This is a genomic window from Streptomyces sp. NPDC091682 (assembly GCF_044756625.1).
Lineage (GTDB): Bacteria > Actinomycetota > Actinomycetes > Streptomycetales > Streptomycetaceae > Streptomyces.
Map to the genome: position 1 here is coordinate 13,873 of NZ_JBIVTH010000028.1, position 21,476 is coordinate 35,348.

A 21,476-nucleotide genomic window follows, 5' to 3' on the forward strand; every position below is an offset into this window, starting at 1 on the left:
CGGTGGGCGGCCCAGGCCCGGCGGATCACCCTGCGAACGGTGGTGATCGTGTCGGCGAGATCGAAGAAGGCCCTGGTGACGGTCGTGCGGCTTTCGCGGCAGCGGCCGAGTCGGCGGTCAGCGGCGCTCGCCGGGCCGCCGCACCACTGCGACCGGGCAATGTGCGTGGTGCAACATGGCTTGGCTCACCGATCCCAGCAGCAGGCCCACGAAGCCACCGCGCCCCCGAGCGCCGACGACCAGGAGCTGTGCGGTGCTGCTTGCCTCGATCAGAGCCTCACGGGTGCCGCCGCGCGTCACACGGTGCTCGACCGATACCTCCGGGTACCTCTCCCGGCGGCCCGCGAGTGCCTCGGCCAGCACGGCCTCCTCGGCCTGGGCAAGCATGCCCGGTCGGCTCGCATACGGCTCGGTAGGATCCTGCGGTGGAGGTACTGGCGCGTTCCACGGGGTCCAGGCGTGCAGGGCGAGGATCCCGACACCGCGCAGCGCGGCCTCCGCAAAGGCGAAATCGACCGCCGCCGCCCCGGCCCGGGAGCCGTCCACTCCCAGCACGATCGGCCCCGCAGGATCCGGCTGCTCCCGCACCACAAGTACCGGACACTGGCCGTGAGCTGCGATCCTCACCGTCGTGGAGCCCACCAGCAGCCCGACGAAGCCTCCCATGCCCCGGGATCCGACGACCACCAGCTCTGCGCCACGCGACTGCGCCTCCAGCACGGTCAACGGCTCCCCCGTCACCACGGCATGGGTGACGTCCACCTCGGGCGCCACCGCCCTGGCACGCTCCACCGCCTCGGCGACCAGCTTCTCGACCATGACCCGGAACTCGCGCTCTGCCGGGTCCTGCGGTACGGGCCCCAACGGCACTGGCATGACCGGCCAGTGGAAGGCGTGCACCACCCGCAAACCCGCCCCACGCCGTCGGGCCTCCCGGGCCGCCGTCTCCACGGCGGCCAGCTCGATGGCGAGCCATCCACTCCCACGATCACCAGACCACTCACAGCGCTCCCTCACTCGGTCCCTCATGTCAAGCTTCTCCCCGGCGATGCGCCGCGGCCACACGGGTGGCAGGCGGCCGGTGAGGCGCCTCACCGGCATGAGGTTCTGTGCCGATGAGGACCCCGCCTACGGCAGGAGAACCAGGTGGTTCAGGAGGGTTTGCCGTAGCCGCCTCCGCCCGGTGTCTCGATGACCAGCAGGTCGCCGGGCTGCACGGCGACGGAGTCGCACCCGGCCATGGGCGTGGTGGTGCCATCGGCCCCCTCCACATGGTTGGTGCCCAGCGCGCCGGGGTCACCGCCGGCCATGCCGTACGGCGGGATCCGGCGGTGACCGGACAGGATGCTGACCGTCATGGGTTCGCGGAAGCGGATCTTGCGTACGGTGCCGTCGCCGCCCCGCTGGCGTCCCGCGCCGCCACTGCCGGTACGAACGGAGAATTCCTGCACGAGGACGGGGAGGCGCAGTTCAAGGATTTCGGGATCGGTGAGGCGGGAGTTGGTCATGTGGGTCTGCACGGCTGACGCGCCGTCGAACCCCGGCCCGGCGCCGGAGCCCGAGGCCACGGTTTCGTAGTACTGGTGCCGATCGTTGCCGAAGGTCACGTTGTTCATGGTGCCGCTCCCCTCGGCCTGCGAGCCCAAGGCGGCGTAGAGGGCCCCGGTGATCGCCTGGGACGTCTCGACGTTCCCGGCCACTACGGCAGCGGGATAGACCGGCGCGAGCATGGACCCGGGCGGGACGATCATCCGCAAGGGCCTGAGGCAGCCGTCGTTGAGCGGGATGTCCTCGGCGAGCAGGGTGCGGAAGACGTACAGCACGGCCGCGTTCACCACGGATGTGGGCGCATTGAAGTTGGTGCTCAACTGGGGCGATGTACCGGTGAAGTCGATCGTCGCCGACCGTTCCTGCCGGTCCACGGTCACCCGTACGGAGATGACCGCCCCGGAGTCCATCTCGTAGTGGCATTCGCCGTCGGTGAGGGTCACGACCGCTCTGCGGACGGCCTCCTCCGCGTTGTCCTGGACGTGACGCATGTACGCCCGCACCACGTCCAGCCCGAAGTGGTCGATCATCTTGCCGACTTCCTCGACGCCCTTGCGATTGGCGGCGATCTGGGCCCGCAGGTCCGCGAGGTTGGTCGCCGGGGCGCGCGACGGGTACCTCGCCCGGGCCAGGAGCGCGAGGGTCTCGGCCTCCCGCAGCCTGCCGCCTTCGACGAGCAGCCAGTTGTCGAAGAGGACGCCCTCCTCGTCGATCTCCCGGCTGTCGGCTGGCATGGACCCCGGCGTCAGGCCGCCGATCTCGGCGTGGTGGCCCCGTGAGGCGACGAAGAACAGGATCTCCGCACCGGGCACTTCGCCCCGCTCGTCGAAGACCGGGGTCACCACGGTGATGTCGGGCAGGTGGGTGCCACCGTGGTACGGATCGTTGACCGCGTAGGCCTCGCCGGGCCGCATCGTCCCGGACCGGCGACGGACGACCTCCCTGACGGCGGTGCCCATGGAGCCCAGGTGCACCGGGATGTGGGGTGCGTTGGCGACCAGGTTGCCGTCGGGGTCGAACAGCGCGCAGGAGAAGTCCAGCCGTTCCTTGATGTTCACGGACTGCGCCGTCGAAGCCAGCCGTGCTCCCATTTGCTCGGCGATCGACACGAAGAGGCTGTTGAAGATCTCCAGCATGACGGGGTCGGCCGCGGTCTCCACGTCGGCCCCGGCCGGCACGGTGACGCGTTCGACGACCAGATGCCCGGTGCCGTTCACGGTGGCCCGCCAGCCGGAGTCCACGACCGTGGTCGCGTTGGTTTCGGTGATCACGGCGGGGCCGGTCACGACGGCGCCCGGGCGCAGGAGTTCCCGCTGCCGCAGGGACACCTCGCGCCACGCGCCGTCCGTGTAGAGGGGGACTGTCTCCGGGGGAGCGTCGTCGGCCGGGCCGCTCTCGGCGAGGTGGCTCAGGTCGGGTTGCGGAGTGAGACCCGTTGCTTCGGCCGAGAGGGCTTCGACGATGACGGGGCGGTCCATGAGGAACGAGTACATCGCCCGGTGGCTCACCTCGAATGCCTCGATCATCGCCGGAGCGTCGGCCAGTGCCACCGTGACCGCCGTGTCGGTGCCGTCGTACCGCAGCCGTGCGGTCTGCGTGACCAGGATGCGTTCGGCAGGGACGTCCTCCGCTTGCACCACGGCGCGTGCCGCGGTCTCCAGTTCGTCGGCGACGACGTGGATGCGCTGCATGCTCGCCTCTTCCAGGGGCAGTTCGACCGACCGCTCGCGCACGGTGACGGTGTCGGCGAGACCGATGCCCAACGCGGAGAGCACCCCGGCCATGGGGGGTACGAGGACGGTGCGGATCCCCAGGGCATCGGCGACGGCGCACGCGTGCTGGCCGCCGGCCCCGCCGAAGGAGGTCAGTGCGTACCGCGTGACGTCGTGCCCCCGCTGCACGGAGATCCGCTTGACGGCGGCCGCCATGTTCGCCACCGCCACCTGTAGAAAGCCTTCGGCCACCTGCTCGGGCGATCGCCGGTCGCCGGTGCGCGAGCGGATCTGCCCGGCGAGTTCGGCGAACCCCCGCCGTACGACGTGGCGGTCGATGGGCTGATGTCCGTCCGGTCCGAAAACGCTGGGGAACTGGGCCGGCTGGATGCGGCCGAGCATCACATTGGCGTCGGTCACCGTCAGTGGACCCTGCGCGCGGTAGCACGCAGGTCCGGGGTCCGCCCCGGCGGAGTCGGGGCCGACGCGGTAGCGGCTGCCGTCGAAGTGCAGGATGGACCCGCCTCCAGCCGCGACGGTGTGGATGTCGAGCATGGGCGCCTGGAGACGGACTCCCGCCACCTGGGCGGTCGACACCCGCTCATAGGTTCCCGCGAAGTGGGACACGTCGGTGGAGGTACCGCCCATGTCGAAGCCGATGACCTTGTCGAATCCGGCCAACTGCGACAGGCGTGCCATCCCGACGATGCCGCCGGCCGGACCGGACAGGATGGCGTCCTTGCCCCGGAAGTGCCCCGCCTCGGCCAGACCGCCGTTGGACTGCATGAACATCAGCCGCACGCCTCCCGTCCGGTCCGCGACCTGCCGGACGTAGCGGCGCAGGACGGGGGAAAGGTAGGCGTCGACGACCGCGGTGTCTCCCCGGGGCACCAGTTTCACCAGGGGGCTCACTTCGCTGGACAGCGAGATCTGGGGAAACCCGATGCGCTCGGCCAGTTCGCCGATCGCCCGCTCGTGCCCCGGATGCAGCGCGCTGTGCAGGCACACCACCGCGACGGCGCGGATGCCGTCGTCGTACGCGCGTCTCAGCTCGACGGCGAGGCCGTCCAGATCGGGCGGGCTCAGCACCGTACCGTCAGCGGTGATGCGTTCGGTGACCTCGATGACCCTCTCGTGGAGGGCTTCAGGGAGGAGGATCTGCCGGTCGAAGAGGCGGGGGCGGTTCTGGTAGCCGATGCGCAGAGCGTCGCGGAAGCCACGCGTGATGATCAGGGCGGTGCGCTCGCCGGTGCGTTCCAGCAGGGCGTTGGTGGCCACAGTGGTACCCATCCGCACGGCGTCGATCGCGGCACGGGGCATCTCTCCGCCCTGCTTCAGCCCCAGCAGCATGCGGATGCCCGCAAGGGCCGCGTCGCGATAGCGGGCCGGGTTTTCGGACAGGAGTTTGTGGGACAGGAGGCGACCGTCCGGGGTCAGGGCGACGATGTCGGTGAAGGTGCCACCCCGGTCGATCCAGAACTGCCAGCCGTGACCGGTGCCGGAAGACATCGCGCGCTGTCCCTTCGTGCCTGAGCCGAGCCGCAGGCATCCCAGCATGACCCTGTGCGCCCATCCGCTGACGGTGCGACTCGCGGTGCATGAGATTCATACTGGGAGTGGAAGGCCTTCGGGCGGAGGTGAGTCAGTGGTGATTCCTCTGACGGTGGGCATCTGCCGGGAGGCAGCGCCGGGCGAGAAGAGGGTCGCCCTAGTGCCCGATCTCGTCGGCGCGGCACGGACGCTGGGGATCGATGTGCTGTTGGAGTCCGACGCCGGCGCATCGGCGGGGATGCCTGACCGCCTCTACCGGGAGGCAGGTGCCGACGTCACCACGCGCGAGGAACTCTTTGCCCGGTGCGACATCCTCGTGGGCGTACGGCCGCCCGTCCTCCCGGCAGGCTGCCGGTTCCGGCGGGGGCAGGTACTGATCGCGCTCCTGGACCCGCTGAGCATCCCCTTCCAGGTCCGGCGGTGGGCTGATGAGGGGCTCACCACGATCGGTCTGGATCTCGCGCCGACCGCGCTGGTGGCGGCAGACCCGAGGGATGCTGCCGCCTCCCAGGACCGGCTCGCCGGCTGCGAAGCGGCGCTCCTCGCGGCCGACCGCTTCGGGCGTCCCCTGGCGGGTACGCCCGGTCCTGGCTCCCCGGGGGTGGCGCGGGCCTGCGTCATCGGCTCCGGTGCCGCGGCACGGCAGGCGGCCGAAACCCTCCGCCGACTCGGGGCCCAGGTGCGCGTCGTCGACGACGCAGCGGGCGGACAGGTGCCACCGTTCCTGCTCAGGGACGTCGACATCGTCGTTGCCGCCGTCCCGCCCCGCCCCGGGGGAAGACCGCCGGTCCTGGTGACCGCCCGAGCCATGGTCGGCATGCGTCCCGGTTCCGTGGTCGTCGATACGGTCGCTGGGCCGGACGGAGGAAATGTCGAGGGCGCGCGACGCGAGAGCACGTCGACCACGGGACTCGGAGTCACCGTCATCGGCGCGGGCCGACTCCCCGCGCACTTCCCCCGAGCAGCCTCCACGGCATACGCACGGAACGTCGCCGCGGTGCTCCAGCGCATCGTGCGAGACGGCGAACTGCAGATCGACCCTGCCGACCCGGTCCTGGCCGGCATGGTCGTCACCCACGGCGGCCTCGTCCTCCACAGAGCCGTGTGGCAACTGATCCTCGACCAAACCGCCCTGGCAGGCCTGCCCTGACACCCTCTCGCGTGCTCGTCACCGCCCAGACGTGGTCTCCCTGAGCAGGGCCGCGTGGCGGGCCACGGCGACGGCCCGATACGCGCACTCCTCGTAGCAGCGGCCGATCACCGCCGCGTCGACGGCGTCGGTCACTGCGATCGCCTGCTCCCTCTCCAGCAGCAGGCGGCCCAGAGCCTGCTGGCGACGGCTGACGTCCGCCAGTTCCCTGCCGACGACCGTATGGGGCGCGGAGAGTGCGACGACGTCGCTCGTCCGACCGATCAACGTGAGACAGACCTCGCCGATCTCTCGAACGGGGAGCCGCAACTCCTCCGGGAGCGGCCGCACCGACCGCCGCTCCCAGGCAATATCACCCAACTGCCGGGTCAGCAGGTCGATACGGCCCACATCCTGACCGACATACAAGCCGGTGAGGACGGACCGCAGATCCGCGACCTCATTGGTCGCGGCGAGGTCGTCCGCACCGCTGCCCAGTTCGGTCAAGGCTCTCCCGAGCGCAGTCATCTCCCGCTCCGCGCCAGGCCCGCTCGCCACGAGAACGGCCGTGGCCAAGCGCAACGCGTCGTGAGCCAGCCGAAGCACGTGCGCCACGCCCCGGACGGTGCGGTCCGTCTCCACCCGGCCTCTTTCACCCACGTCGAGCTCCTGCTTCCCCAGCCGAACGCCCGCCCCCGCTTCCTCTCTACGGCAGCAGGAGGCACCACGGCGGCCTTCGCAACCGCAGAAGCATGGCAGAGGACCCATGACCGTGAGGAGCGGCACGCCGCGTACCGAAGCAGTCTGGCGCCGGCCGCCGGGCGGGAAGGCAGCGTGTCCACGAGCCCGACCCCTCCCTCCGGATCGGCAATCAGCCCTCCCGCATCGCCGGAGCGCTCGCGGCCACCGAACGCACCGCCGTCCACAGCGCCCACATCGAGCCCGCCTCCTCGCCCGCCCAGCGTGCCGTCCCGGACACCGCTCACCTCGCCTGGGCAGGAGGGGCGTGGCGCGTGTACCACCGGCACTCGAAGAATCTGCTCGTCTCGTACTTGCCGAAGAAGCTCGGCTTCTTCCAGGAGCACGAAAAACGGCGCCTGACCTGGGCTTTTACCCGTCAGGCGCCGTCGGCTCGACGCGGACGGCGTCCGAGTCGTCCTGGCTATCGCCCGCATGAAGACCTGGAAGATCCTCCGCGACTGTCGCCTCAAAGGCGACGGCGTCCACCACGCCATGCTCGGCATCGCGCGCCTGCACAACCTCACTCGCCGGATAGACCGACCGGCGGGGTACACGGTGGGCAAGCATGTCCGAGCGACCCGAAGATCGTTTACGAGACAACCCTAGAGCACGGCTCTGCCCCCGCCGCGGGATCAGAGCCGGTGGCCGAGCAATCCGAGCAGTCGGTCGTGGCGTCGGCGGCGAGGAGGCCGAGGGCGAGAACGGCGGTGGCGACGGGCCGGAGGCGGGGTGGCGGGCTCGTACGGAGTGCGGCCACGCGACGGGTGACGGGTGACGGCACGGTCGGCCCGATGGTCGCCCCGTTCTTCCTCGCCCGCGGTCTGCTGCGCGGCGCCGAAGACATCGTCATCGTCGTGGAGACCGGACTGATCGCCTCCGGACTCCTGCTCACCATGACCGGCGGCTGACTCCCCCAAGGGACACCCCACCCGGTCTCGATGCCCATCACGAGGGCGCGGCGAACCCCCGCTGGCCCCAGGCACTCGCCCGGTCGTTCCGCGCGTCGGCCACGCAATGTCACGCCTCTGTGGCCACCCGGGTGCGCAGGTTGTGGAACTGGCGGGTCTGCATGACGAAGTGGGCGGGTTCGCCCAGCAGCAGGTCGAACGGCCGGGTGAACGGGCGCGGACGGCTCATGCCGCGGGTACGGACGACCAGCCGGGTTCCGCCGCCTGGGGCGGGCCGCAGATGGAAGCCCCAGGCGCCGTTCATGTGCGCCCAGGGCGGGGGGCCGGTCCGTTTGTCGTAGGAGCGGCCGGAGGGCAGCGTCAGATCTGCGCGCAGTACGAGTGTCCGGTTGGGCTCCAGGACGGCCACGGTGAACCAGGACCGGCCGTCGGGGGCCGTGATCAGGTGCTGCCCCAGTTCCAGATCCTGCCACTCCGGCACGATCCGGTCCGCGCTCGGCTGGCCGCAGTGATCCAGCCTGTCCCAGCTGTACCAGCCGCCGCGGTCGCCTCCCATCTGCGCCAGCCAGGCCCAAACCTTCTCGGGTGGTGCCGGGAGGGTCGCGGCCATGGTCGACGAACCGTCCGCGTCAGGCACGAGATCGTCGCCAGGGTAGACACTGGTGATCTCGTCCCCGGTCGCGCCCCACGTCAGCATCCGGGGGCGGATCCACAGCGCGTAGAGGGCCGGTACGGCGCAGGCCACCGTGAAAGGAAGCAGACGGGTGGCCGGTCGGTGTCCACTCATGGCCTCAGCGTCGCACCACCGCTCATACCTCACCACCGGGACCCGGCCCCCATGACTGACCATCCAAGAGCCCAGAGCACCGTCGGCGACTACGAAGAGGACGGGCGCCGGCCGGCGGAAGACCACACTGCACTCGCGCTGATTCCGGTCCCGGCGCACGCTGAAGGTGAAGGTGTGCGGGCCTTCGGGTGCCGAGTGGGGCCAGCCGGGGTCCCCAGCGGTCCGCGGCCTCAATGAGCGGAGGAGCACAGCTCATGGCCACCCCCACCGCCTACCGTCCGGTACGGCTGACGGCGGTCCTGGAAGCGCCGCTGTCGCGCTGGTTGTGGCTGGTGAAGTGGATTCTGGTGATCCCACACGTCGTGGTGCTGCTTTTCCTGTGGATCGCCTTCGTCCTGGTGAGCGTGGTCGCGTTCTTCGCGATCTTCATCAACGAGCGTTATCCGCGCGTCCTATTCGACTTCAACCTCGGTGTTCTGCGTTGGAGCTGGCGTGTCTCGTACTACGCCTACGGCGCGCTGGGCACCGACCGGTACCCGCCGTTCAGCCTGGGTCAGGAGCCGGACTACCCGGCGCGGCTCGACGTCGCCTACCCGGAGCGGCTGTCCCGCAGGCTCGTGCTCGTGAAGTGGTGGCTCCTGGCCATCCCGCACTACCTGCTGGTCGGCGTCTTCACCGGCGGGTGGCACGAGGGCTGGAGCCAGACGGGACTCATTGGCCTGCTGGTGCTGATCTCCGCGGTCGCCCTGGCGTTCACCGCGACCTATCCCCGCGACCTGTTCGACCTGGTCATCGGCCTCAACCGCTGGGTGTTCCGCGTCGCCGCCTACGCGGCGCTGATGACCGACGAGTACCCGCCCTTCCGTCTCGACATGGGCGGAAGCGACCCGAGTGATGTCCTGCGGTGATCACCGTCGTGTGCAATTGACTTCGCATGTTCGTCAGGGCGGGCCGACCGGCCACCGCGATGCCGCCCGCCTGCTCGCCACACCGCCTGATCGCCTGGTCGCCGCCCTCGCCACCGGGGCCGGCCGACGTCTTCGACGCCCTCGACGAACAGACCGTCGTGGTCCCGGGAACCTGCACCCTCGACATCGTGATCCCGTCCCTCGCCGCCTCCCTCGTCGCGGTGCATGACCAGCGCCGGGCACTGGAAGCCCAGCTCAGCACCCTGCTGGAGGCCCACCCTCTTCACCCGGTCCTGACCTCGATGCCCGGAGTCGGAGTCAGGACCGCCGCCGTCCTCCTGGTTGCCGTCGGCGACGGCACCGGCTTCCCCAGCGCCGCCCACCTCGCCTCCTACGCCGGACTCGCCCCCACCACGAGATCCTCGGGGACCTCGATCCACGGCGAACACGCACCCAGGGGCGGAAACCGGCAGCTCAAACGCGCGATGTTCCTCTCCGCCTTCGCCTGCATGAACGCCGACCCCGCCTCCCGCACCTACTACGACCGGCAACGCGCCCGCGGCAGAACCCACACCCAGGCCCTCCTGAGACTCGCCCGCCAACGCATCAGCGTCCTGTTCGCCATGCTCCGCGACGGCACCTTCTACGAATCCAGAACCCCCGACATCACCCTCGCAGCCTGACCACCCCAACACCCGCATACCAGGCACCACGTCCTTGACGAAGGGCATAGAGACACCCCCCGGCCGCAGGCTGGTGACCTCGGCCCCGACGGCGACCACGGTGCCGGCCACGTCGACGCCGCGGACCGCAGCGGCGCGGTTGAGACGCTCGGCGTTGTGGATATCGCCGTTGAAGAATCCCAGTTGGGCGAGCTCGTGCAGGGCGCGGCTATGTGCGGCCGCCGCTGCTGCGCGGGCCAGGTCCGCGGCGTCCTGATGGTGACCTCGCCCTTCGCTGTGCCATCACATCCACTTGAGACCCTTCGGGTGCTTCGCAGCGGCGGCCACGCTGTGGAAACACGTGGCAGTGGCGTGGTCACGGTGGTCTGATCTTTCGCACGCGAAGGCCACCAAGGGCATCAGCCTCGGCGTTGGATCGAGGCATGCTCCGTGGAGACCTGTCGGCCCGCCCCTCGTTTGTGTGCCGGCTCGCCGCCGCCACGGGCCATCGGTCAGGGACCCACTCCGTGCCGACCAAGATCCGGGCCATACACGGACCGGCCGCCTGCAGCTTGGCCGAATCTTGGCCGTTTCCGCTGGTCAGCGGCCATGCGAGGCGCGTACCACCAGCACACGAAGAACCTGCTGGTCGTCTGCAGGACTGGTCCGAGGCGCCGCCTTGGCGTGCTGACAAGGGAAAGCCGCCGGTCACTGCCCGCCAGGCCATGGTGGTCGCGTGTAGTCGCAGGCTGAGGGTGCCCGCCAGCTCCATCTCATGGAGGTACAGCAGCGCGCACATCGCCAACTGCGAAGGTGCAAGAGTTTTTGAATCGCAAGAGGCAGCAGTGTTGTGCGGCCTACCATGAGTCGCTGGCGATGAGACGGTCCCAAGTTCTGACCGCCCGCGTTGTGCCGCGAGTCCCGGTGACTGCTTGGTTCAGGCGAGACAACAGACCACGGCCTGGGCCGGTGACCCGCTCCACGTTTACGTTGCCCAGGAGGACAAACTGCGCTTCATCGTGCTCGATCGAGACGGTCCCACGGACGACGGTCCTCGCGCCTGCTTGCTGGCGCCACGTGGCGATCCAGGGCCTGACAGCTATGCAGCGGACGATGAGTACATGACCCTCTACCAACTGTGGTTCCGTAACCACGGATCGCTCATCGAGTTGGGTGCGGTAAAGATCGGGTATGCCGACCTCATTCGGGGCGAGAGACCTCTCGAGGCAGGATCGTTCTCCACGCTCACAGGACTTGATCAGCGCCTGTATTGGTTTTCCGTGGGGCAGAGCGACCTTCCTCCGGAACCGGATCGGAGTGCCTCCGTCACCCCTCCCCGCCTGCCAGGTGATGGCCCGTGGTTGCAGTCGTGGCAGCGGCCCCCATACGCCAGCCCCATGTCATTCCGTTCGGCCCGAGGCGCGGCTTATCCGATGGTGCGCGTGCGCCGGATTGCTCAACCGGACGCGCATGGCTTCTGGTTGCACTGTGCTGAAGGCACCGACCCGTCACCGGCCTGGCCAAGGCCGCTGGTCCGGCGTCGCGACGCGGGCAGGTCGCGAGCACGAGGCAGGACCGCTTCCCCGGTCGGGCGGCCCGGCGAGTCCCGGCGGGCCCCTCCGTGCCGTCGCCCAGGAGTCGGAACTCCCAGCACAGCCCCCTCCACCGCGGCGGAGGGGGCTGGGTGACGGTCCGCCGTCCCGCGGACAGCGGCCTGGCGTCGGCCTCGTGCAGCCTCACGTACTCGTTGCAGGCGAAGCGCAGCAGCCCGTCCTCCACGTACAGGCTGCCATCGGCTGGGGCCAGTCTGCTCCCGTTCACCGGCCAGGCCCATGCTGCCGCCATCGGGCGAACGGGCTCTGAACGCGCCACACAGGGATCAGTCAGGCGAGGAGCCTGCGCTTCCGCTCCTCGAACTCGGCGTCGGTAAGTACTCCCGCGCCTTGGGTTCCCCGAGCTGCTTGAGCGGGTCGAGTTTGTTGTCCATACCGCCGGCCGGCTGCGCGTCGGGGACGGCCTGCGGTTCGGGTTCCTGAGCCAGCTGGGCGTCCCAGCGACCCCGCTGGCGGCGCGACACGCGATTTGACACGGCAGTCGCCGTGCGGGCCACTCCACCGAGAAGACCTGGCATCGCGATTTCCTTCTCATCCGAAATCGCTGCCCGACTTCTGGAGTCGGCGGCTCAAATTCAGAAATACTGCGATCCAGATTGTTCCACCACTGCGCTTCCACTGCACCTCGACGGAGCATGACCCGAAGGCCTTCCCCTTCGAACTGCCGACCGGCGGCGCCTATGAAAGGCTGGAAGTGCGTATCCCGCCAGCTGAATCCATCGCGGCGGGACCCGGAGGGCAGGAGGGTTCTCAATGGCCACACAGAGCGTAGGAAGGCAGCAAACCGTCGCCGGCGATGAAGTCGCCATATCCGGATGGGTTGTTTTCGCCGCGATCATGATGATCTTCGGCGGCATCATGACGATATTCGAAGGAATAGCCGCCATCGCCAAGGACGACGTGTTCGTCGCGACCCGGAATTTCACTTTTCAGTGGAGCCTCACCGGCTGGGGCTGGCTGCACCTCATCCTCGGCATCCTCGTGACGCTGGCGGGCTTCGCCCTGTTCAAAGGGACTAGGTGGGCCCGCGTCGTCGGCATTACCGTGGCGGGTCTGTCGATGCTCGCCAACTTCGCATGGCTGCCCTGGTATCCGTTCTGGGCCATCACGGTGATCGTCGTGGACGCCGTCATCATTGCGGCCCTGTGCGTCGGCCCGGGCAGGGACGCCGCAGCCTGAATCGGCCGCCAGCAGCTGGGCCGATCGGCGTGGCGAGTGGTGTCGGGGCCGCGCCCGGCCGATCAGGGCGCGGCCTCGGCAGCGCCAAGCGAGACAGCGGCGAACGCCGCGGCTCACACGTTCTCGTAGATCAGCAGACCGGCGGAGTTGCCCAGCTCCACGGCGGCGGCTTCCTTGTGGTCGTCCTGCCCCAGCAACCCGGAGTGAACGCCTTCGAAGACGGCGAGGTCGAAATTGCCGTCACCGGTGAGATCGGCGATATCCAGAGCCGCGACCGAGCTGTCCTCGTCCTTCCGGATGATCTCGTCGAATTGCTGACGCGCCTCAGTGGTGGAAGGCGGCGCGGTCCGCGTCGTGCGGGTGGCCTTCGTCGAGGCGCTTGATCGCTCTGCGCATATCGTCGGCGAGGAGTTCGATTTCGTCGCGGTCGACGCCGTGCCGGACCAGGACGCGCTGGATGACCGTCTCCTGGCGGTCCGGCGGCAGCGGGTAGGAGGGCACCTGCCAGCCGCGCATCCGCAGCAGGTCGGACAGGTCGTAGAGGCTCCAGCTGGTCGAAGCCGGGTCGGTCAGCGTGTACGAGACGGCCGGCAGCGCGCCCGCGCCGTCGTAGAGCAGCGTGAAGGGGCCCATCTCGGCGACCTGCCGGGCCAGGTGCTGCGCGGTGTCGGCGCAGGCCTGGTAGACCTGCCGGTATCCCTCGCGGCCGAGGCGCAGGAACGTGAAGTACTGGCTGACGACCTGCCCGCCGGGGCGGGAGAAGTTCAGCGCCAGGGTCGGCATGTCGCCGCCCAGGTAGTCGACGTGGAAGACCAGGTCCTCCGGCAGGGCGGACTTGTCGCGCCACAGGGCCCAGCCCACGCCGAGCGGCGCCATACCGTACTTGTGGCCGGAGGCATTGATGGAGGCGACTCGGGACAGCCGGAAGTCCCAGGCCAGATCGGGGTGGAGGAAGGGCGCGATGAATCCGCCGGAAGCCGCGTCGACGTGCAGCGGGACGTCGAGGCCCTTCTCCCCTTGCAGGCGGTCGAGCTCGGCCGCGAACTCCGCGACCGGCTCGTAGGTGCACGTGTAGGTGACGCCGAGGATCGCGACGACGCCGATGGTGTTCTCGTCGACGTACTCGCTCAGCTGGTGCGGCTGCAGGCCGGTCGCTCCCGCCTCCACCGGGACCTGCCGCAGCTCCACGTCGAAGTACCGGGCGAACTTCTCCCAGCACACCTGCACCGGCCCGCACACCAGGTTGGGGCGGTCGGTGGACAGGCCGGCGGCTCGCCGCCGGTCGCGCCAGCGCCACTTCAGGGCGAGGCCGCAGAGCATGGCGGCCTCGCTGGATCCGGTGGTCGAGCAGCCCACCGCATTGGCCTCACCGCCCGCGCCGGCCGGCGCGTGCCACAGGTCGGCCAGGATGCTGACGCAGCGCGACTCGATCTCCGCGGTCTGCGGGTACTCGTCCTTGTCGACGATGTTCTTGTCCAGGCACATGTCCATCAGGCGGCGGACCTCGTCGTCCGTCCAGGTGGTGCAGAAGGTGGCCAGGTTCTGCGCGGCGTTGCCGTCCAGGAGCAGCTCGTTGCGCAGCAGCTGGAAGACCACGGTCGGCGGCGCGGAGAACTCCGGCATCGACCGCTTTGGCAGGGGCCGCTCGCTGAGGGGAGAGGCGAAGATGTCCGCGGCCGGGTCGGCCGCCTGCTTCTGGGCTTTGTGCAGGGCCACCGGTCACCTCACGTGTCGGTCATCAGATCCGCATCAGACACTACGGACACGGCCCAGGGGTCGGCATGAGAACGTACGCCATCTCGGGCACGACCGGACGAGTGAGCCTGACACTGAATCCGTTGTCATCGGTCACAGTGTCCAGGGCGCCGACAGCCTGTTCGCCGCGACGATGTGCAGTCCCGCGACCGCCGGCAGCGGCGTAGCGGCCACACGTGCCGTCAGGCGACCAGCTCGTAAATGCCCTCCGCTGTCAGCCACAGGCCGACGAACAAGGAGAGCGTGACGATCAGCTGGTTCTGGTGCTGCTCGACCCACATCCGCAGGGCGTTCAACCTGGCATCCGCGGCCGCCGGTGCCCAGACCGTGTACATCTCCATGACGATGAGGCTGAGCGTGGCCAGCAGGCAGTAGCCGATCAGGGCGAGCCAGTCGTCGACGGAGGAGAGGTCCGCGGCGACGACCGTGGCGGCGCCTGCTCCGACCAGCGCCCAGGGCTGGAACAGCCAGGCCAGCCCGGCCGCCGTGACCAGTGAGGCACCGTCCACCCTGGCGGTCCAGCGCGGCGGGCCGTGCGGGCGCGGCGGCCGACGGCGCCGGTGCGCGCCGTACAGCACCAGCCCCACGCCGATGGTGAGTTTCACACACGCCACGGCCATCGACGGCGGGCTGTGGCGGGCCGGGGGCTCACCCCCGGTCAGCAGCAGCACGCATGCGATCACCACGACCAGGTTCGCGAGCCACGACAACAAGAACGCCATGCCCTTGCGAACACCACGCCGCGAGGCGAGCAGAAGGATGAAGGCACTGTTGTGCAGAGGTCCCAGGGTGATGGCCGTACCGATCACGATCAGGTCGAGCACCATCAGCGCGGTCCCTCCCAGAGGTCGAGGGCATCTGCCGCCGTTGGACGGGAGAAGCGGGTGAACAGGGTCGAGCGGCGCTGTCGCGGCACCGCATCCCGACTCTGCGGGCGGCGGCCCGACCGGTCAAGCAGGCCACGCGCACGTCCCCGAACGCCGCGCGCCGGGTTCGGGAGGAGCTTGGCCGACCGAATGGCACCGCGCGCCCACCGACGAGGAACACCGCGCTATCCTCCACGACGCCACTCTGGTAGATCCGAGCACCGCGGGCGCCCCTCCTTGACTGACGGCGCCCGGCAAGGCGTGACACCACCACCTTGTAGCCGATGTCGGAGGTGCTCACCCTCCACCTGCCCGGCGCGAGACCGCTTCGGTCTTGCACTTCTCACTACCGTGGGCAGGGCCTCGCGGCGGCTCGACGTCGCTGTCCCCCAGAACTGCCCGCCCCCGTCAGGGTGGGGCGTCGTAATCCGCGAGCGCGTTCTCGCGCAGGTTCGGTTCCACGCGGAGTTTCCTGGTGAACCATGCGCCGTAGCGGTTGCCCAGGGAGGGAGCTGATGCTCCGTGGAGGATGATGCTCAGGCCCACGGTCACGGCGATGACCTCGCTCAGCAGGGTTCCCCCGGGCAGGACGGCGTGCAGGTTGCTCCGAGATCTCCCGGTTGAAGCAGACGGCATCTACCACGTCCAGGTGGGGACTTCGGCCAGGATGCGGGCCCTCAGCCACCGTGCGAGGCTGACATGCAGACGGGCACGATCACCTCATCTCCCGGGCGTCCTCATCGCCCTCGCCGGTGGCGCTTCATATCAGCGGCGCGGTATCACGCTCGCGGGGTAGGCCATGAACGCTAACTTCTTCTGGCCGCCGCTCGGCCCTTCCCGGCCACCGTGCCCATCGCCATCAACGTCTTCATCATGTGGGCGCTCTCGGGTGCTCATCGAGAGGACGGAAGCGCAGACATGCCGCTCATCGAGAGAACGGAAGCGCAGACATGACATCGACTGACACAGAAGAACTGGGTCCTGTCGACTACCTCGTCGTCGAGTTCCCGCCGGCCACCTCGAACTTCACCGGCGAGATGGCCGCAGAGCTCGACAAGCTCGTCACCTCGGAGACCATCCGGGTCTTGGACTTGATCATCCTCACGAAGGGGGCAGACGGCGAGCTCGACGTACTGGAGGTCGAAGACCTTGAGGACGCCGGTGAACTGCGCGCCGCAGAGGCCAAGCTGGCCGGCCTTCTCGCCGAAGAGGACGTCGTCAACCTGGCCGCCGCTATGAAGCCCGGCACGACGGCCGGGGTGCTGGTCTGGGAGAACGTGTGGGCGGGGCCCTTCGCCTCCGCCGCACGCCGCTCGGGAGGCCAGCTCATCGCCAACGGACGTATTCCGATCCAGGCCATCCTGGCCTCGATCGAAGCCGACAAAGAAGGAGAATGAGATGCCCCTCGGACCCATGCGCAGAGGACGACGCGGAGTCATCGGCGCCCCCGTCGCCCGCACCGCGGCCGTCGCAGGCACGGCAGCTGTCGTCGCCCACGGAGTCGGCCGCCGCCATGACCGGCGCGAGGACCGTCGGGACGACCGTGAAGACCGCCGGGACGACCGCCGCGACCGGCGCTGACCCGAGCCTCACCGCCGGTCCAGGACGGCGCGCTCTTCCCGGTCGTCCAGGCGGCGGCCGGGAAGCAATCAGTGGCAGGCCTCCACAACCACGACGGGTGCCGGTAGCGGGTCCCGTCAAGGGTTCCTCTCAACTCAGGCGTGGCTTCGAAACATGTCTTTGATGCTCTTCACCAGAGTCTCTACGGCGTGGGCGATCGTCGTCGCCCCCAGAGCCAGATGGCCACGAAGACGATCCACCCGCCCAGTCCGGGCTGCGCCCTGTCGTGGGCCGCCGGCTTGGTCCCCGGCTCAGATGCGTTCGGTGGCTCACCACCCATCATCTCTCTGACGATCTCCACGAAGCCGATGGCGGCGGGAGCGTTCCTTCACGCCATCGCGGGCGTCGGATATGGGGCATTCGGTCCGCCTCCTTCGCCTTGGCCACCTGCGCCTCCGGCAGATTCAGCCGAATGGCGCCTCCTCTCTCGACGATGGCTGGTTTCGGCCAGGCGCGCATCTCGCGCAGCACCCGGCGCGGGTCATCCTCAGCCGATCGCTACGGGATCGTGGGAGGCATCCGCACCGCCGTCCGCTCCCTAAACAAGGGGATGGGAGATCCGACTTTCCGAGGCCGGAGCTACACAGCGAAAGCCGATGTTGCCGGTTGAGGAGTCCGGCGTGTTGGGCATCCGGGCGGAGACCCGATAGCGGCGGCAGTACGAGGCGTGGCAGAGGTAGGAGCCCCCGCGAAGGGCGCGCGCGGTGCCGGTCGGTGGGCCGGTCGGGTCCTCGCAGGGGCCGGTGGCATGCCAGACGGGGTGGAACCAGTCGACCGTCCACTCCCAGACGTTGCCGGTCATGTTGTGGAGGCCGTAGCCGTTCGGGGGAAAGGCGTCCACGGGGCAGGTGCCGAGGTAGCCGTCCTCAAGAGTGTTGTGCTCGGGAAACGACCCGTTCCACACGTTCATCCGATGCCCGCCGCCGGGGCGGAGTTCGTCGCCCCACGGAAAGGGCTGCTGTTCGAGCCCGCCTCGGGCGGCGTACTCCCATTCGGCCTCGGTGGGCAGCCTTCGGCCTGCCCAGGTGCAGTACGCGAGCGCGTCGTTCCAGGAGACATGCACCACCGGGTGCTCCGCGCGTCCGTCGAGGTCGGAGTCGGGGCCTTGCGGGTGCCGCCAGTCGGCTCCGAGCACTTCGCGCCACCACGGAGCGGCGGCGACCGCCCGCGTGGGCGGGAAGTCGTCGGGCAGCAGGCCACCGAAGACGAACGAGGCCCCGTAGCGCTCGGCATCGGTGACATGGCCGGTTTCGGCAAAGCGAGAGCGTTGCCCCGGCAACGTTGCGGATGATCACGGCCAGGCTGTCGCCAAACGGACGCAGCTTGCCGTCCGGATGGGCGGTGGCCGACAACGTACCCAGCAGCTGCGCGGCCTCCCAGGTTTCCTTGTTGCGGTACTCCGGAGAGCGGAGGACGGCTTCGACCACCTGCACCCATTGGGGAGTGCGCTCAGCCATGGCCACATCGCGCGCCCAGTAGCCGATATACAGCAGGGTGTGGCGGTCCTGGGTCGACTTCGTGATCTTCATCAGGACTGGGCGGGCAGCCATGCCGGCTTCGCTGACCATGCCCACAACGGTGCTGAGAGCGCCTGGCCCGCACTTGGCGATGTCCTCCAAGTGCGCGTCCACCCACGAGCACACGAGATCGGGGCTCTGCTGCAGGAGGTGCTGGAGGTAGGGGCGGGCTGGCCACCGCGCGGCCTCTGGGAGCAACCGCTCCAGCGGGAGCAGGCCGAGCCACTGCGCGCTCGTAGCGGCACGGAAGAAGTAGGCGCCAGCCCGCGGATCGGTCATTAGCGCGACTTCGTCGGCGTCGGCTGGGGAGGGGAAGTCGAATCCCGCGAGCTCACGCAGGCGGTCAGCGCGCTCCGGGAGCCCGAGGAACAGTTGCTCGAATGCGGAGAGCACCCCGGTGAACCGCTCGCGGGTCTCCTCAGGCCCGGCACCTGAACCGTGCAGCACGCCGGAGGTGTCGCGGTAGAACCTGGTCCATGAGTTTCGCACCGCCTCTACCTCGGCGACCCCTAGCTCCTGGCGTGTCTGCTGCTGGACGAGGAACCCGATCTGCCGGATACGCTGGCCGCCAGGGTTCTGCTCCTCGGCGCGCAGCGCATCAACGGAATCGGCAAGACGATCAAGCGCCACAGCCGGAAAGAGCGCGCCCCCATGCCACGCCTTGGCCACAATCTTCGCAGCGTCGGTCACCGCCCGCCGAGCGCCCTCGATGCCGGGCAGGTTTTTGGGCGCCAGCTTCAAAACACTGTCGATCGCGCTGCGGCAGCATGACTGTGCTATCTCGTATGGGGCCTGCCAACGTGAGGGGTCTGCCAGGATGGCCGCGCCGTCACGCAGCAGGTTCAGGGCCCGCTCGCCATCGGGTCCCTGCGAGCGCAGAGCATCGGCAAGCTCCGAGGACACGGCGGAGCTGAACTGCTCGGCGTCTACGCCGCTAAGGGGATCCACTCGATTCACCTGGCAACGGTAGCCCGCCCCTCAAGATCCGCGTCCCGCACATCCGCGATCTCAACCGGACCGCGTCCTGTGGCAACGCAGCGCAGCCGGCACGACGGCACCCATGTTGGCAAGTGCTGAGGAGACGTCATCGCAGGCGACGGACCCGGCCGACGACCGGGTCCAGCGCCTGGAGACTGTCCCCCACCACGCTCGAACCCGCTAGGCCCTCGAGTCATCCGACCCGTGCCCACTACCCGGCTGCTTACCGCGTCCCGATTGCCCGGCCACGGCTGCCGGGCTGCAGCGGTGTGTTCATCGCATCCTCATGTCCTGCGGTACAACGGTCACATTCGCAACAAGAGGCCGGGGGAACACTATGGTTCGCAGGACAGTTGGCAGCGTCCGCTACAGGAAGGGGGGCGCCAATAGGGTCCTGCGGCTAGCGTTGTGGGAAGCCTGGGGTTCGAAGTGCTACTGGTGCAGCAAGCCGGTGGAGCTCAACGTGACCCAGATCGACCACATCATCCCCCAGGACGTCAGCGAGATCCGCCTGCAGGAACTCAGGAGCTCGTACAGTCTGCCGATCGACTTCGACATCCACGACCCCCACAACCTCGCCCCGATCTGTATCCCGTGCAACGGGGTGGAAGGCAAGGGCAACGCCACGTTCGAAGCGCCCATCGTGATGACCCGGCTGAAGACCGCCGAGATGCGCCGCTCCGCCGTCATCGGGCGCGTGCGGAAGTTCGGCCAGTCCGGCAAGGTGGCTGAGCATCTGTTGCAGGTCGCCATGGCGGATTTCAGCGATCCTGACCTCCGGCAGGAGTTCAGGGATCACGCTCCCGCAGTCGTCCAGATTCTGGCGATGACGGACCAGGGGTTGGGGGACTACCACTCCTTTCGCCTGGTGGAGGTCGCTGTCTGGGAGGAGGTGGGTAACTACCAACGCGTCGACGTGGCTCTGGACGGTCGAGGGCGAACCGCGGTGGCGTTGCTGGAGGAGGTGTGCGAGTCCACTCTCGACGACGTGCTCCACGACCCCGTCGTACAGCTGGTCGATGAGATTCGCGACCGGGTGACGGCAGCGTTCGAGGCCCTGGAGTCGGACGATCCGATCACCGCGGGGGACGCCACCAGTGACTTCGTCACGATCAACGTTGACTCGCTCGACTTCCGTCGCTTCGCCGGCGCGGTCGAGTTCAGCTTCGGCGGCGACTTTGAGGCCAGCCTTTCGGCCTCCTTGGTCCGCAGTGCCCCCGACGGCGACGGGACGGACGAGTTCCAAGGCGATGCTGTGGTCAGCGGCACCTTCTCCATTGTGGCTGTCTGGGAACTCGCGGCTGACCCAACCGGTGTGGCTGCGGGCGACTGCATCATCGACGTGTGGACCCAGGACCTCCACACAGCGCGGTAGCGGGGACCCGGCATCCGAACCGACGCCAACGTGCTACTCAGCATCCAGTGCTCGCTTCGAGTTGGCCGTCGCTGCTGCACTGAGCTGTTCTCGGACAGCCGTCTGTTCGTCCGAGGGCAGCAACCCAGCTGGGAACGACCTGCCGCTTCGGGGTCGGCATTTGCCCACAGGCCCGCTTCGCTCTTGCCGACTACGGAGCGGCACAGAGCTCTGGCCAAGGACGGAAACCTTCGCCGGCTGCCAACTAATCTGCGTTACCACACGTCCGGATCCAGCCTGCAGTCAGCCACATCGGCCTGCACCCTCTGACGGCGCCCCTGATGGCTGCGCTCTTCCATGGTTCCGCACTCGCCCTGCGCAGGGTGCGGGAGTCACCGATAACGTCGAAGCGCCAATCTGAGCAGTGGACCATGCCGACGACGGTGGTGGGTTCCGGCTAGGCAAGGCCGCGACCAGCCGGCAGGTGACGGTACCAGTAGCATCCGGAGCCGTCGTCGGTGTGGTCGCGGCCGTACTTCTACTCGTCACTGCCGGCACCTTCTGATGGGTGCGCCGCAGCCGTAGCCAGGCGTGAACAACGCGATTCGGGGCCGGCTCACGCCGTACGCGGGCCCCGACCACGAGTCG

13 protein-coding genes and 3 pseudogenes are annotated in these 21,476 nt (G+C 68.9%); 8 read left to right on the top strand and 8 right to left on the bottom strand.

The genetic code is table 11. From position 1 onward, the window contains the following. Nucleotides 1-117: 117 nt before the first annotated feature. Nucleotides 118-1,004, bottom strand: a pseudogene (locus tag ACIQK6_RS37865) (universal stress protein). A gap of 147 nt (nt 1,005-1,151) precedes the next feature. Beyond that, nucleotides 1,152-4,769: a hydantoinase B/oxoprolinase family protein gene (locus ACIQK6_RS37870; protein ID WP_402696986.1), complete on the bottom strand. Its 3,618-nt coding sequence runs from the start codon at nt 4,767-4,769 to the stop codon at nt 1,152-1,154. Nucleotides 4,770-4,905: 136 nt separating this feature from the next. On the opposite strand from ACIQK6_RS37870, the gene ACIQK6_RS37875 reads away from it, so the two are divergent. Continuing rightward, complete coding sequence (locus tag ACIQK6_RS37875; protein WP_329107229.1) at nt 4,906-5,961, top strand: NAD(P) transhydrogenase subunit alpha; 1,056 nt, start codon at nt 4,906-4,908, stop codon at nt 5,959-5,961. Between the two features lie 18 nt (nt 5,962-5,979). Here ACIQK6_RS37875 and ACIQK6_RS37880 read toward each other — a convergent pair whose 3' ends face one another. After that, complete coding sequence (locus ACIQK6_RS37880; protein ID WP_329107226.1) at nt 5,980-6,582, bottom strand: hypothetical protein; 603 nt, start codon at nt 6,580-6,582, stop codon at nt 5,980-5,982. Between the two features lie 507 nt (nt 6,583-7,089). On the opposite strand from ACIQK6_RS37880, the pseudogene ACIQK6_RS37885 reads away from it, so the two are divergent. Then, nucleotides 7,090-7,287 (top strand): annotated as a pseudogene (locus ACIQK6_RS37885) (hypothetical protein); the annotation flags it as partial. 411 nt (nt 7,288-7,698) lie between these two features. Here the strand turns inward: ACIQK6_RS37885 and ACIQK6_RS37890 are convergent. Next, the gene (locus ACIQK6_RS37890) at nt 7,699-8,376 is read right to left on the bottom strand and encodes an SRPBCC family protein (RefSeq protein ID WP_329107224.1); all 678 of its coding nucleotides are present in this window, start codon (nt 8,374-8,376) and stop codon (nt 7,699-7,701) included. Between the two features lie 254 nt (nt 8,377-8,630). Here ACIQK6_RS37890 and ACIQK6_RS37895 point away from each other — a divergent pair, with 254 nt between their 5' ends. The 3 genes and pseudogenes from ACIQK6_RS37895 to ACIQK6_RS37905 all read left to right on the top strand — a co-directional run bounded on the left by ACIQK6_RS37895 (nt 8,631) and on the right by ACIQK6_RS37905 (nt 12,738). Beyond that, complete coding sequence (locus tag ACIQK6_RS37895) at nt 8,631-9,284, top strand: DUF4389 domain-containing protein (RefSeq protein WP_402696989.1); 654 nt, start codon at nt 8,631-8,633, stop codon at nt 9,282-9,284. Nucleotides 9,285-9,319: 35 nt separating this feature from the next. Next, a pseudogene (locus ACIQK6_RS37900) lies at nt 9,320-9,967 on the top strand (transposase); the annotation flags it as partial. 2,345 nt (nt 9,968-12,312) lie between these two features. Continuing rightward, nucleotides 12,313-12,738 carry a hypothetical protein gene (locus ACIQK6_RS37905; protein WP_329107220.1) on the top strand — a complete coding sequence of 142 codons (426 nt, stop codon included), beginning with the start codon at nt 12,313-12,315 and terminating at the stop codon, nt 12,736-12,738. Nucleotides 12,739-13,062: 324 nt separating this feature from the next. On the opposite strand, the gene ACIQK6_RS37910 is transcribed toward ACIQK6_RS37905, so the two are convergent. The 3 genes from ACIQK6_RS37910 to ACIQK6_RS37920 form a co-directional block, all read right to left on the bottom strand. Continuing rightward, nucleotides 13,063-14,454 carry a glutamate decarboxylase gene (locus tag ACIQK6_RS37910; RefSeq protein ID WP_329107218.1) on the bottom strand — a complete coding sequence of 464 codons (1,392 nt, stop codon included), beginning with the start codon at nt 14,452-14,454 and terminating at the stop codon, nt 13,063-13,065. 221 nt (nt 14,455-14,675) lie between these two features. Further along, entirely contained in the window at nt 14,676-15,320 is a 645-nt protein-coding gene (locus ACIQK6_RS37915; RefSeq protein WP_402696991.1) for a GAP family protein, read from the bottom strand. A 447-nt stretch (nt 15,321-15,767) separates the two neighbouring features. Next, nucleotides 15,768-15,995, bottom strand: coding sequence for a hypothetical protein (locus tag ACIQK6_RS37920; RefSeq protein ID WP_329107214.1), 228 nt, complete (start codon nt 15,993-15,995; stop codon nt 15,768-15,770). Nucleotides 15,996-16,309: 314 nt separating this feature from the next. Here ACIQK6_RS37920 and ACIQK6_RS37925 point away from each other — a divergent pair, with 314 nt between their 5' ends. Next, on the top strand, nt 16,310-16,756 hold the full coding sequence (locus ACIQK6_RS37925) for a DUF6325 family protein (protein ID WP_329107212.1): 447 nt from the start codon (nt 16,310-16,312) through the stop codon (nt 16,754-16,756). Between the two features lies 1 nt (nt 16,757). Beyond that, the gene (locus tag ACIQK6_RS37930) at nt 16,758-16,940 is read left to right on the top strand and encodes a hypothetical protein (protein ID WP_329107210.1); all 183 of its coding nucleotides are present in this window, start codon (nt 16,758-16,760) and stop codon (nt 16,938-16,940) included. Between the two features lie 577 nt (nt 16,941-17,517). On the opposite strand, the gene ACIQK6_RS37935 is transcribed toward ACIQK6_RS37930, so the two are convergent. Beyond that, nucleotides 17,518-18,258 carry a formylglycine-generating enzyme family protein gene (locus tag ACIQK6_RS37935; RefSeq protein ID WP_329107208.1) on the bottom strand — a complete coding sequence of 247 codons (741 nt, stop codon included), beginning with the start codon at nt 18,256-18,258 and terminating at the stop codon, nt 17,518-17,520. Between the two features lie 1,679 nt (nt 18,259-19,937). On the opposite strand from ACIQK6_RS37935, the gene ACIQK6_RS37940 reads away from it, so the two are divergent. Next, nucleotides 19,938-20,849, top strand: coding sequence for a hypothetical protein (locus ACIQK6_RS37940; RefSeq protein ID WP_402696994.1), 912 nt, complete (start codon nt 19,938-19,940; stop codon nt 20,847-20,849). Nucleotides 20,850-21,476 lie beyond the last annotated feature (627 nt).